This is a genomic window from Pseudomonas sp. SBT1-2 (assembly GCF_028640875.1).
Lineage (GTDB): Bacteria > Pseudomonadota > Gammaproteobacteria > Pseudomonadales > Pseudomonadaceae > Aquipseudomonas > Aquipseudomonas chlororaphis_I.
The window spans coordinates 1-12,768 of record NZ_JAQZAA010000086.1; the positions used below are offsets into that span (position 1 = coordinate 1).

At 62.3% G+C, this 12,768-nt stretch carries 13 protein-coding genes; 8 read left to right on the plus strand and 5 right to left on the minus strand.

Translation table 11 applies throughout. The features are described from left to right. Positions 1-76 precede the first annotated feature (76 nt). From groL to PVZ78_RS17810, 4 genes are all read right to left on the minus strand, one after another. Positions 77-1,705 (minus strand): chaperonin GroEL, encoded by a 1,629-nt coding sequence (gene groL / locus PVZ78_RS17795; RefSeq protein WP_273829014.1) that lies wholly within the window; start codon positions 1,703-1,705, stop codon positions 77-79. 49 nt (positions 1,706-1,754) lie between these two features. Further along, the gene (locus PVZ78_RS17800; RefSeq protein ID WP_009050540.1) at positions 1,755-2,048 is read right to left on the minus strand and encodes a co-chaperone GroES; all 294 of its coding nucleotides are present in this window, start codon (positions 2,046-2,048) and stop codon (positions 1,755-1,757) included. A 253-nt stretch (positions 2,049-2,301) separates the two neighbouring features. After that, complete coding sequence (locus PVZ78_RS17805) at positions 2,302-2,778, minus strand: FxsA family protein (RefSeq protein ID WP_007932702.1); 477 nt, start codon at positions 2,776-2,778, stop codon at positions 2,302-2,304. Between the two features lie 66 nt (positions 2,779-2,844). Then, complete coding sequence (locus tag PVZ78_RS17810; protein ID WP_016703426.1) at positions 2,845-3,576, minus strand: HugZ family pyridoxamine 5'-phosphate oxidase; 732 nt, start codon at positions 3,574-3,576, stop codon at positions 2,845-2,847. 163 nt (positions 3,577-3,739) lie between these two features. Here PVZ78_RS17810 and PVZ78_RS17815 point away from each other — a divergent pair, with 163 nt between their 5' ends. Continuing rightward, on the plus strand, positions 3,740-4,498 hold the full coding sequence (locus tag PVZ78_RS17815; RefSeq protein WP_016703427.1) for an SDR family oxidoreductase: 759 nt from the start codon (positions 3,740-3,742) through the stop codon (positions 4,496-4,498). Between the two features lie 69 nt (positions 4,499-4,567). Here the strand turns inward: PVZ78_RS17815 and apbC are convergent, their stop codons facing one another. Then, a complete protein-coding gene (gene apbC / locus PVZ78_RS17820; RefSeq protein WP_009050543.1) occupies positions 4,568-5,662 on the minus strand; it encodes an iron-sulfur cluster carrier protein ApbC in 1,095 nt (364 codons plus the stop codon). Positions 5,663-5,857: 195 nt separating this feature from the next. Between apbC and metG the strand changes: the two genes are divergently transcribed. The 7 genes from metG (at position 5,858) to nth (ending at position 12,671) form a co-directional block, all read left to right on the plus strand. Beyond that, positions 5,858-7,909 (plus strand): methionine--tRNA ligase, encoded by a 2,052-nt coding sequence (gene metG, locus PVZ78_RS17825; protein ID WP_009050544.1) that lies wholly within the window; start codon positions 5,858-5,860, stop codon positions 7,907-7,909. A gap of 132 nt (positions 7,910-8,041) precedes the next feature. After that, entirely contained in the window at positions 8,042-8,629 is a 588-nt protein-coding gene (locus PVZ78_RS17830) for an Rnf-Nqr domain containing protein (RefSeq protein WP_053269804.1), read from the plus strand. Beyond that, positions 8,626-9,846 (plus strand): electron transport complex subunit RsxB, encoded by a 1,221-nt coding sequence (rsxB, locus tag PVZ78_RS17835; RefSeq protein WP_028683274.1) that lies wholly within the window; start codon positions 8,626-8,628, stop codon positions 9,844-9,846. The genes PVZ78_RS17830 and rsxB overlap by 4 nt, the downstream gene beginning before the upstream one ends. After that, positions 9,833-10,828: an RnfABCDGE type electron transport complex subunit D gene (locus PVZ78_RS17840; RefSeq protein ID WP_028683275.1), complete on the plus strand. Its 996-nt coding sequence runs from the start codon at positions 9,833-9,835 to the stop codon at positions 10,826-10,828. Before rsxB ends, PVZ78_RS17840 begins: the two co-directional genes overlap by 14 nt. Then, positions 10,825-11,436, plus strand: a complete 612-nt coding sequence (locus PVZ78_RS17845; protein ID WP_009050548.1) for an RnfABCDGE type electron transport complex subunit G — start codon at positions 10,825-10,827, stop codon at positions 11,434-11,436. The genes PVZ78_RS17840 and PVZ78_RS17845 overlap by 4 nt, the downstream gene beginning before the upstream one ends. Further along, positions 11,429-12,025, plus strand: coding sequence for an Rnf-Nqr domain containing protein (locus PVZ78_RS17850; RefSeq protein ID WP_110175354.1), 597 nt, complete (start codon positions 11,429-11,431; stop codon positions 12,023-12,025). Before PVZ78_RS17845 ends, PVZ78_RS17850 begins: the two co-directional genes overlap by 8 nt. Before the next feature lie 7 nt (positions 12,026-12,032). Further along, the gene (gene nth / locus PVZ78_RS17855; protein ID WP_007922445.1) at positions 12,033-12,671 is read left to right on the plus strand and encodes an endonuclease III; all 639 of its coding nucleotides are present in this window, start codon (positions 12,033-12,035) and stop codon (positions 12,669-12,671) included. The last annotated feature ends 97 nt before the right edge of the window (positions 12,672-12,768 follow it).

Consider the following 12,768-nt stretch of genomic DNA (forward strand, 5'->3'; position numbering starts at 1 on the left):
AACCGGCAAAGCTACCTCAATGGCCGGGCAAGGTCCAGCCAGCCAGGGCTGGCACTTTGCCACAACTCAAGGCATGCTAGCCGCCCTTCGTGCCCATGTCTGGCATGCCGCCAGCTGCAGGCTTGTCTTCAGCGATTTCAGCAACAGCCGCTTCGGTGGTCAGGATCAGACCGCCGATGGAGGATGCCGCTTGCAGCGCCGAACGGGTCACCTTGGTTGGGTCCAGGATGCCCATTTCGATCATGTCGCCGTATTCGCTGGTAGCAGCGTTGTAACCGTAGTTACCCGAACCCTGCTTGACCTTGTCGACCACTACGCTTGGCTCGTCGCCGGAGTTGGCAACGATCTGGCGCAGAGGCGCTTCGACAGCGCGACGCAGAACAGCGATACCCACGTCCTGGTCAGCGTTGTCGCCTTTCAGGCCGCTGATCGATTGCAGAGCACGGATCAGGGCTACGCCACCGCCAGGCACCACGCCTTCTTCAACGGCTGCACGGGTAGCGTGCAGGGCGTCTTCAACGCGGGCTTTCTTCTCTTTCATTTCAACTTCGGAACCGGCGCCAACCTTGATCACCGCAACGCCGCCGGACAGCTTGGCCAGACGCTCTTGCAGTTTTTCACGGTCGTAGTCGGACGAAGTGTCGGCCACTTGTTGACGGATCTGGGTCACACGAGCCTGGATATCCGCTTCAACGCCAGCACCGTCGATGATGGTGGTGTTTTCTTTGGACAGGATCACGCGCTTGGCGTTACCCAGGTGCTCCAGGGTGGTGCTTTCCAGGCTCAGGCCGATCTCTTCGGAGATAACGGTACCGCCGGTCAGGACGGCGATGTCCTGCAGCATGGCCTTGCGACGGTCGCCGAAGCCTGGTGCCTTGACGGCAGCGACTTTGACGATGCCACGCATGTTGTTCACAACCAGAGTCGCCAGGGCTTCGCCTTCAACGTCTTCAGCCACGATCAGCAGTGGGCGGCCGGCTTTGGCAACGGCTTCCAGCACTGGCAGCATTTCGCGGATGTTGGAGATCTTCTTGTCCACCAGCAGGATCAGCGGGCCGTCCAGCTCGGCGACCATGGTGTCCGGCTTGTTGATGAAGTAAGGGGACAGGTAGCCACGGTCGAACTGCATGCCTTCAACGACAGACAGTTCGTTTTCCAGGCCCGAGCCTTCTTCAACGGTGATCACGCCTTCTTTACCGACTTTTTCCATGGCTTCGGCAATGATGTCGCCGATGGAGTTGTCGGAGTTGGCGGAGATGGTGCCGACCTGAGCGATCGCCTTGGAATCGGCGCATGGCTTGGACAGACCTTTGAGCTCTTTGACGATGGCGATGGTCGCCTTGTCGATGCCGCGCTTCAGGTCCATCGGGTTCATGCCGGCAGCGACGGCTTTCAGGCCTTCGTTGACGATCGACTGAGCCAGTACGGTAGCGGTGGTGGTACCGTCGCCGGCGTCATCGTTGGCACGGGAAGCAACGTCTTTTACCAGCTGTGCGCCCATGTTTTCGAAGCGATCTTTCAGCTCGATTTCTTTGGCGACGGAAACGCCGTCCTTGGTGATGGTCGGAGCGCCGAAGCTCTTCTCGATGATCACGTTACGGCCTTTCGGGCCCAGGGTCGCTTTTACCGCGTCAGCCAGGACGTTAACGCCAGTGAGCATTTTCTTGCGGGCGGAGTCGCCGAATTTAACTTCTTTAGCAGCCATGATCGATATTCCTTAAATACTTTGTAGTAACGGGAAAATGAGCGGGTAATCAGCCTTCGATAACGGCGAGAATTTCGTTCTCAGCCATTACCAGCAGGTCTTCGCCGTCTACTTTCACAGTGTTGCTGCCGGAGTAAGGGCCGAACACAACCTTGTCACCCACTTTCACGGCCAGCGCACGTACTTCACCGTTGTCGAGGATACGACCGGTACCTACAGCGACGATTTCGCCACGGTTAGGTTTTTCAGCGGCCGAACCTGGCAGAACGATACCGCCAGCGGTTTTCGATTCTTCTTCGCTGCGACGGATGACGACGCGGTCATGCAGAGGACGAAGCTTCATTGTCGATCTCTCCTAATTATGGTTTTCAGCGGCCGGTGTCGTTACCGGCGGGTTAACAAATCCGGCGTGGCCGGTTGCGGCTCGACGAGCGAGACGCGGAAGTCTGTCTGGTGTTGCCACCAGAAACCTTGCGGTGACCGATACATGTGGGCGCATATGCTTATTACAAGGGCTGCCCAGTGAATTTTTTTAGATTTTCAGTCGGGCAAAACGAACACGGCACCCGAAGGTGCCGTGTCGATCATTGAGAGACTCAGGAATCGCGGTGCTCGAACTCGCCTTCGATCACATTCGGCTCGCGGCCCAGAGGGCGCTGCGGCGCGGGTCCGCCACGGGCGGCCTGCATATCGTCGGCAAAGGCACGCTGACGAATGGCCTGTTCTTCGGCACGCTGGCGCATCTTGTTGGCCAGCAGGCGACGGGTGATCGGCAACAGCATGAACAGGCCGAATACGTCACTGATGAAGCCAGGCAGGATCAACAGGCCGCCCGCCAGGGCCAGCATCAGGCCTTCGAGCATGGTCTGGGCCGGCAGCTCGCCGCGGTTCAGGCTTTCACGGGCACGCAATGCCGTGGCCAGCCCCGCGACGCGCAGGACCAGCACACCCAGCATCGAGCCCAGGATGATCAGCAGCAACGCCGGGAAAAACCCGATCGCACCGCTGACTTTGACGAATACGAACAGCTCTAGCACCGGGAACAGCAGAAAGAGCAACAGAAAAGGGCGCATCAAATGGTTTCCTCTACGGAAGAATGCCTTCCAGTAGACCCTAGATGACGTCGGCAATTCGTGAATTCAAGCCTCGGCCCCGGCATTTTTCGGCCATTGCTCGGCGTGAGCCAGAAAAACCAAGGCCTCGCGCACTTGTGTCGGCGTATTACAAGGGCTGGGGAACGGCAGCCAGTACAACCCCTGGCCGATCCGCAGGTGCATGCCTTCGGTATCGATGCCGGCCAGTTGCGCCGCCGCGGTTTTCGGCAACCCGGCCAGGTCGACGTAATGGGCGATGGCCTTGGCGTGATCGCTGTTCATGTGTTCGACCATGCTCAGCTCGGCCTTGCCGGCAAACGGGTTGGCCAGCGTTACCTGGTCGATCCAGTGGATCGCGCCAAAGCCGCCGATGTAGCGATGACGCACCGGCTTGAGCAGCCAGAAATCGAAATCGTGGGCCTTGTGGTAATTCTGCGACTCAGGGAAATACCGGTAGTAGCGTTCGGCGGCCGCCTCGATCGCCGCGGCGTCCTCGAGCTTTTCGGCTTCGGCCAGATAAGTCAGGCGGCCCACCGCCTGGACGTCCTCGGCGTCGCGCTCGCCCACCAGCAGCGAACACTTGGGATCCTTCTGCAGGTTATGGGTGTGCTGGGCAATACGGCTGATCAGGATCAGTGGCCGCCCCTGCTCATCCAGGCAATAAGGAACCACCGAGCCAAAGGGAAAACCCGGCATCGCCTTGGAGTGCGTCGACAGCACGCCACGGTATTCCTTGAGCAGTAATTCTCGTGCATGCTTCGCAGCTTCAACGCTCAATTTATGACTCCTTATATAGAATCCGTCTAAAACGGACGGGCGTCTGGAGCAAAGTTCCAGCGACGCCATCGGGGCAATTCTCAATCTGCAGCCAGGCCATGCCCGACGCACAAGAGAGGCGCCTTAAAGGACACCACTCCAGTTCTGCTTTCGGAGCATGCGAATGCAACTCAATGACAAAGTAATCATTATCACCGGCGGTTGCCAGGGTCTGGGCCGCTCCATGGCGGAGTATTTCGCCAGCAAAGGCACCAGGCTGGCGCTGGTCGACCTGAACCAGGAAAAGCTCGACCAGGCCGTTGCCGCCTGCCAGGCCGCGGGAGTCGAGGCCCGCGCCTACCTGTGCAACGTCGCCAATGAAGAGCAGGTGGAACACATGGTCGCCCAGGTCGCCGCAGACTTCGGCGCCATTCACGGCCTGATCAATAACGCCGGCATCCTGCGCGACGGCCTGCTGCTCAAGGTCAAGGACGGCGAAATGACCAAGATGAGCCTGGCCCAATGGCAGTCGGTGATCGACGTCAACCTCACCGGCGTATTCCTCTGCACCCGCGAAGTCGCGGCGAAGATGATCGAGCTGAAAACCAGCGGCGCGATCATCAATATTTCCTCGATCTCCCGTGCCGGCAATATAGGCCAGACCAACTACTCCGCCGCCAAGGCCGGGGTCGCCGCAGCGACCGTGACCTGGGCCAAGGAGCTGGCGCGCTACGGCATTCGCGTGGCCGGCATCGCACCGGGCTTCATCGAAACCGAAATGACCCTGGGCATGAAACCCGAAGCCCTGGAGAAAATGACCTCCGGCATCCCGCTCAAGCGCATGGGCAAGCCGGAAGAAATCGCTCACTCGGCGGCCTATATCTTCGAGAACGACTATTACACCGGCCGGATCCTCGAGCTGGACGGCGGCCTGCGGATCTGAACCCCGCCCATAAACACCCATAAAAAAGCCCGGTGCACTGCACCGGGCTTTTTTGTTGGCCCAACCGGCTCAGTCGTCGCTGACGGTAATGTTCGGCATTGCCGGCGCCGCTGCTTCCTGCAGCACGATGCGCGCGCCGACATGGCGGGCCAGTTCCTGGTAGACCATGGCGATCTGGCTTTCCGGCTCGGCGATCACGGTCGGCTTGCCGCCATCGGCCTGCTCACGAATCAGCATCGACAGCGGCAGCGAGGCCAGCAGTTCGACGCCGTACTGGGTCGCCAGCTTCTCGCCACCGCCCTCGCCAAACAGGTGCTCGGCATGGCCGCAGTTGGAGCAGATGTGCACCGCCATGTTTTCCACCACGCCCAGCACCGGGATGTTGACCTTGCGGAACATCTCCACGCCCTTGCGCGCGTCCAGCAGCGCCAGGTCCTGCGGGGTGGTGACGATGACCGCGCCGGCCACCGGGACTTTCTGTGCCAGGGTCAGCTGGATATCGCCGGTGCCCGGCGGCATGTCGATCACCAGGTAGTCCAGGTCGCCCCAGGCGGTCTGGGTCACCAGTTGCAGCAGGGCGCCGGAGACCATCGGCCCGCGCCAGACCATCGGCGTGTTGTCATCGGTCAGGAAAGCCATGGACATGACCTCGACCCCGTGGGACTTGATCGGCACGAACCATTTCTGGTCCTTGACCTGCGGCCGGGTGCCCTCGGCGATGCCGAACATGATGCCCTGGCTCGGGCCATAGATGTCGGCATCGAGAATCCCTACCTTGGCGCCTTCGCGGGCCAACGCCAGGGCGAGGTTGGCCGCGGTGGTGGACTTGCCCACGCCACCCTTGCCGGACGCCACCGCCACCACGTTCTTGACGTTGGCCAGGCCCGGAATCTGTGCCTGGGCCTTGTGCGCGGCAATCACGCTGGTGACATTGACGCGAGCGACGACCACGCCGTCCATGTTCTCGATGGCCAGCTTCAGCAACTGGGCCCAGCCGCTCTTGAACAGACCGGCGGCATAACCGATCTCCAGTTCGACACGCACCTCGTCGCCCTGGATGTCGATGGAACGGACACAACCGGCGCTGACCGGGTCCTGGTTCAGGTAAGGGTCGGTGTATTGGCGAAGAACGGCTTCCACCGCTGCGCGATTGACGGCGCTCATGGGCAACTCCGATAACAAGACGGGAAAATCAGGCGGCTATCCTACCTGTTCCGTGGCGTGGGCGGGATGCCAAAGCATCATATAGCACGCTCGCCGATGGCTAGGACGGCCGTGGAAAACCGGGCTCACGGGGTGAAATATATTTCTCGGCGCTTTATAGTGGCCGACCTCCGTTTCATCAAGTAGCCGAGCCCCATGTCCGAGCCACGCAAGATCCTCGTCACCAGCGCCCTGCCCTATGCCAATGGTTCGATCCACCTCGGCCATATGCTGGAATATATCCAGACCGATATGTGGGTGCGCTTCCAGAAGCACCGCGGCAACCAATGCATCTATGTCTGCGCCGACGACGCTCACGGCTCGGCCATCATGCTGCGCGCGGAAAAGGAAGGCATCACCCCGGAACAACTGATCGCCAACGTCCAGGCTGAACACAGCGCCGACTTTGCCGACTTCCTGGTGGACTTCGACAACTTCCACTCGACCCACGCCGAAGAAAACCGTGAGTTGTCGAGCCAGATCTACCTGAAGCTGCGCGACGCCGGGCACATCGCCACGCGCTCGATCACTCAGTATTTCGACCCGGAAAAACAAATGTTCCTGGCCGACCGCTTCATCAAGGGCACCTGCCCGAAATGCGGCACCGAGGACCAGTACGGCGACAACTGCGAAAAATGCGGCGCCACCTACGCGCCGACCGACCTGAAGGATCCGAAGTCGGCGATTTCCGGCGCCACCCCGGTGCTCAAGGATTCCCAGCACTTCTTCTTCAAGCTGCCGGACTTCCAGCAGATGCTGCAGGAGTGGACCCGCAGCGGCACCCTGCAGGACGCCGTGGCGAACAAGATCGCCGAATGGCTGGATGTCGGCCTGCAGCAGTGGGACATCTCCCGCGATGCGCCGTATTTCGGCTTCGAGATTCCTGACGAGCCGGGCAAGTACTTCTACGTCTGGCTGGACGCGCCGATCGGCTACATGGCCAGCTTCAAGAACCTGTGCAATCGCACGCCGGAGCTGGACTTCGACGCGTTCTGGGGCAAGGACTCGACGGCCGAGCTGTACCACTTCATCGGCAAGGACATCGTCAACTTCCACGCGCTGTTCTGGCCAGCCATGCTCGAAGGCGCCGGCTACCGCAAGCCGACCGGCATCAACGTGCACGGCTACCTGACCGTCAACGGCCAGAAGATGTCCAAGTCCCGCGGCACCTTCATCAAGGCCCGGACCTACCTCGACCACCTGTCGCCGGAATACCTGCGCTACTACTACGCGGCCAAGCTGGGCCGTGGCGTCGACGACCTGGACCTGAACCTCGAAGACTTCGTGCAGAAGGTCAACTCCGACCTGGTGGGCAAGGTGGTGAACATCGCCAGCCGTTGCGCCGGCTTCATCCACAAAGGCAACGCCGGTGTGCTGGTGGACCAGAACGCCGCGCCGGAGCTGACCGACGCCTTCCTGGCAGCCGCGCCAAGCATCGCCGACGCCTACGAGGCCCGCGACTTCGCCCGCGCCATGCGTGAAACCATGGCCCTGGCCGACCGCGCCAACGCCTGGATCGCCGACAAGGCGCCATGGTCGTTGAACAAGCAGGAAGGCAAGCAGGACGAGGTCCAGGCCATCTGTGCCACCGGCGTCAATCTGTTCCGCCAGCTGGTGATCTTCCTCAAGCCGGTGCTGCCGCTGCTGGCCGCCGACGCCGAGGCGTTCCTCAACGTCGCCCCGCTGACCTGGAACGACCACCAGAGCCTGCTGAGCAACCATCAGTTGAACGAATTCAAGCCGCTGATGACGCGGATCGACCCAGTGAAAGTACAAGCCATGACCGACGCCTCGAAAGAAGACCTGACCGCCAGCCAGACCGATACCGGTGAAACCAAGCCTGCGGGCAACGGCGAGCTGGCCAAGGATCCGCTGTCGCCGGAAATCGACTTCGACACTTTCGCCGCCGTCGACCTGCGCGTGGCCCTGATCGTCAAGGCCGAGCACGTGGAAGGCGCCGACAAGCTGCTGCGCCTGACCCTGGATATCGGTGACGAGCAACGCAATGTGTTCTCCGGCATCAAGAGCGCCTACCCGGATCCGTCCAAGCTCGACGGGCGCCTGACCATGATGATCGCCAACCTCAAGCCACGGAAAATGAAATTCGGCATTTCCGAAGGCATGGTGATGGCGGCCGGCCCTGGCGGCGAAGAGATCTACCTGCTGAGCCCGGACAGCGGCGCCAAGCCGGGTCAGCGGATCAAGTAAATCCGCCCGCGGGATCGATCCCCCCGTCGCGCAGCTGCGTGGCGGGGGGATTTTCATATCTGGATGGGCCTGCGCCCTTGCCGGATAATTGCCTAGTCTTCAGGTATCCGCCCGCCCTCACCGGCCACGAACATGACCGAGATTGTCCTCACGCTCATCAGCGCTGCCCTGATCAACAACTTCGTGTTGCAGTGGCCGCTGGGCGTCGATCCGCTATTGCAGGCCAGTGCCGAGCCGCAGGTGGCACGGCGGCGGATCCATGCCCTGGGGATCGCCACCAGTTGCCTGATGCTGCTCTGCAGCCTGCTGGGCTATGGGCTCTATCAGGTGCTGCTGGTGCCGCTGGGCCTGACCGCGCTGCAACTGTTCGTGTTCCTGCCGCTAGGCGTGCTGCTGATCGCCCCGCTGCTCAAGCTGCTGACCCGGATGCTGCCCGGGCTGCCGTTCGACGGCCTCTGGCCGCTGCTGCTGGGCAATGCCGGCGTGCTCGGCGCGTTGCTGCTGGCGGTCCAGGCCAATCGGGGAATCGGTCATAGCCTCGCCCTGGGCCTGGGCGCGGGCCTCGGTTTCTGGCTGGTGCTGAGCCTGTTCAGCGACCTGCGCCAGCGCATTCTCAACAACGATGTGCCCCTGCCCTTTCGCGGTCTGCCGATCGACCTGATCAGCGCCGGCCTGATGGCCGTGGCATTTCTCGGTTTCAACGGACTGCTCAACCCATGAGTCTGATTCAACGCATCGACGCCCTGCTGCCGCAGACCCAATGCGGCAAGTGCGGCCATCCCGGATGCAAGCCCTACGCCGAAGGCATCGCCAACGGCGAGGCGATCAACAAGTGCCCGCCCGGTGGCGACGAAACCATCGCCGGCCTGGCCAGGTTGCTGAATGTCCCGGTCGTGGAACTGGACATCAGCCGCGGCCCGGCGCCGGCCCAGGTGGCCTTTATCCGCGAAGCCGAATGTATCGGCTGCACCAAGTGCATCCAGGCCTGCCCGGTGGATGCCATAGTCGGCGCGGCCAAGCAGATGCACACGGTGCTGATCGACGAATGCACCGGCTGCGATCTCTGTGTGGCACCGTGCCCGGTGGACTGCATCGAGATGCACCCGCTGCCGCTGAATGATGTATTGCCGATCGTCGGTGGCCTGGCCACCAGCCTCGAAGAACTGCGCGCCCGGACCGCCAAACGCGATCACGCGCGCCAGCGCTTCGAGCGCCGCAATGCCCGGCTGCAACGCGAAGAACAGCACAAGCAGGCCGAACGTGCCGCCCGCGCGCAACGTGCCGCGCAGCCCAGCGAAACCACCCTCAACCCGGTGCAGGCGGCTATCGAGCGGGTACGCGCGCAAAAGGCGGCCGCCGCCGATGCCGCAGTGAAAAAAGCCAAGATCGATCTGGCGATGAGCCGGGCCCAGCTGAACAAATCGCTGAAAGCCTTCGGCCATCCGCCGACCTTCGAGCAACAGTCGCAACTGATCGTCCTGCAGCGCCAGTTCGAGGCCGCCGAGCAAGCCCTCGCCCAACTCGAAAGCGCTGCCGAAAGCACTGTTGAAACCGTAGCGTCGTCGCCCCCCGCCAAAGACGCCGAACTCAAGCGCGCAAAAATCCAGCTGGCGATGCGCCGCGCCGAACTGAAAAAGGCCCAGGACAACCAGGCGCCTGCCGAACAGCTGGCCAGCCTGGAGCAGGCACTGAAAGACGCAGAACAGGCCTTGCACGCGGCCGAAGAAGCCAGCGGAAAACCGGCCCCCAATCTGGTACGGGTCGAGAAGCGCCCGATCGACGCCCGCCTGCGGCAACTGAAAACCGAACTGGCTTACGCTCGAGCAGAAGTCAGCAAACTGGAACGCCACGGCGACACCCCGCCGCCACTATTGGCCAAGGCCCGCGAGCGGCTGGCCGAAGCCGAGCGCCAGGTACAAGCCCATGACGCCCCTTGAGCAACCGGACGAACGCCTGCAACAAGCCATGAAGCGTGTGCTGGTGGCGACCCTGCCGGGGCTGCTGGCGCTGTTCTGGCTGTTTGGCTGGGGAATTCTGATCAACCTGCTGCTGGCCTGTGCCACCGCCCTTGCCGTCGAAGCCGCGGTACTCCGATTGCGCCAGTGGCCGTTGCGCCCCTTTCTTGGCGACGGTAGCGCCCTGGTCAGTGCCACCCTGCTGGCCCTGGCCTTGCCGCCGTACTGCCCGTGGTGGCTGACGGTCAGTGCGACGGCCTGCGCCCTGCTGTTCGGCAAGCACCTGTATGGCGGCGTCGGCAAGAATCCGTTCAACCCGGCGATGCTCGGTTATGCCCTGGTACTCGTCTCTTTCCCGCAGCAGATGACTCATTGGCCGGCCTCCCATGGCCTGGACCTGCTGGGCGGCCTGCAGCAGGTCTTCGGCATAGCCTCCGACAGCAGCGCACCCGATGCCTGGGCCCAGGCCACGGCACTCGACAGCCTGCGCATCAACAAGAGCCTGACCATCGACGAACTGTTCGCCGGCAACGCCGCCTTCGGCCATTTCGGCGGCAAGGGCGTGGAATGGGTCAACCTGGCCTTTCTCGCCGGTGGCGCCTTTTTACTGCAGCAACGGGTGTTCAGCTGGCACGCACCGGCCGGCATGCTCGGCAGCCTGTTCGTCATCAGCCTGCTGTGCTGGAACGGCTCCGGATCGGACTCCCACGGCTCGCCGTTCTTCCACCTGCTGACCGGCGCGACCATGCTGGGCGCCTTTTTCATCGTCACCGAGCCAGTCTCCGGGCCCAAGAGCGCAAAGGCACGCCTGTTGTTCGGGGTCGGGGTCGGGCTGCTGACCTACCTGATCCGGACCTGGGGCGGTTACCCGGACGGCGTTGCCTTCGCGGTACTGCTGATGAACCTCGCCGTCCCTGCCCTGGAGCGCCTGGCTGCTCCGCCTCCCGAGCCTTCCCTGCCATGAACCGCGCGATGAGTCTGGGGGTGCTGGCATTGCTGGCGGCTGTCGGTGCCGCCGGCACTTTCTTCGTCCATCAGGCCACGGCCCCCCGCATCGAACGCGAACAACGCGCCATCCAGGCACGCAACCTGCTGGATATCCTGCCCGCCGACAGCTACGACAATCAGCCGCTGGATCAGCCCCTGGCCGTCGATAACATCCCACTCAGCCACAGCACCCTGATCGGCGGTTATCGCGCCACTCGCAACAGCCAGCCCAGCGCCGTGCTGCTGCGCAGCCAGGTCAGCGGTTATGGCGGCCCGATCGAGTTGCTGATCGGTATCGCCGCCAACGGCAAACTGCTGGGCAGCAAGGCCCTCAGGCACTCGGAAACGCCCGGGCTGGGCGCGCGTATCGCCGAACGCCCGAATGCCTGGCTGCAGGGTTTTATCGGCAAATCCGTGGGCGACCCGGGCGATGCCGGCTGGGCGCTGAAAAAGGACAATGGCCAATTCGACCAGATGGCCGGAGCCACCATCACCTCACGGGCGGTGGTCGAGGGGATTCACGACAGCCTGCGTTACTTCGACGAGCATCGCGAACAACTGCTGGGAAGTCCCGCCCATGAATAAATCCTCGACCCTGCAGAACGCCCTGATGCTGGCGCCGCTGATCGGTGCCAGCGACTCCCTGGTCAAGGCCCTGGGCCTGGCCCTGGTGTTTCTCTGCGTGAGCGGCGTGTTCGGCCTGTGCATGAATGCCCTGCGCCCACGCCTGGCTGGTCAGGGCGGCCTGGGCGCCAGTATCCTGCTCAGCACCACCCTCACCAGTTGTGCCATGCTGGCCGCGCAGGCCTGGGCATTCGAACTGCAACAACAGTTGGCCCTTTACCTGGGCCTGATTGCCGTGCAATGCGTCGTGCTGGAGTACCAGGATTTTTTCCAGCGCCCCGTGCGCGTGCGCTTTGCCGGCCTGTTCTGCCTGCTGCTGGTTATCCTGGGCGCGCTGCGCGAAGCCTTCGGCAGTGGCACCCTCGGCAATCATCTGCAATGGCTGCTGGGGATGAACGACGTCGACTGGCCAGGCTGGGTTCTGTCCGCCCAGGGCGGCCTGCACCTGCTTACACTCGCACCTGGCGGTTTTATCCTGCTGGGGCTGCTGCTGGCCGCCCGGCAGGCCTGGGCTGCTGCGACCTCACACCGATCGCCTTCAAGGAAATGACTCACCCATGAATGCCGCAAAACGCCTGGAAATTTTCCGCAGGCTGCACGAAGACAATCCGGAACCGAAAACCGAACTGGCCTATTCGTCGCCCTTCGAGCTGCTGATTGCTGTGATCCTCTCGGCCCAGTCCACCGATGTCGGTGTCAACAAGGCGACGGCCAAGCTCTTCCCCGTGGCCAATACGCCGGCCGCCATCTATGCCCTTGGCGTCGAAGGCCTGTCCGAGTACATCAAGACCATCGGCCTGTACAACAGCAAGGCCAAAAACGTGATCGAGACCTGCCGCCTGCTGGTGGAACGGCACAACAGCGAAGTCCCGCAGACCCGGGAGGAGCTCGAAGCCCTGCCAGGCGTCGGCAGGAAGACCGCCAACGTGGTACTCAATACCGCCTTTCGCCAACTGACCATGGCCGTCGATACGCACATCTTCCGGGTCAGCAACCGCACAGGGCTGGCCCCCGGGAAGAATGTCGTGGAAGTCGAGAAAAAGCTGATGAAGTTCGTGCCCAAGGAGTATCTCCTCGACTCCCATCACTGGCTGATCCTCCATGGCCGCTACGTGTGCCTGGCCCGCAAGCCACGCTGTGGCAGCTGCCGGATCGAGGACCTGTGCGAATACAAGCACAAGACCTCTGACGATTGAGCAATCATTGATTTTGATGATAGGTCGATTGAAAAAATCTTTTTTACCAGTCCCGAGAATATCGATATAAGGAGCGCCAATGGCAGTCTTAGCCTGG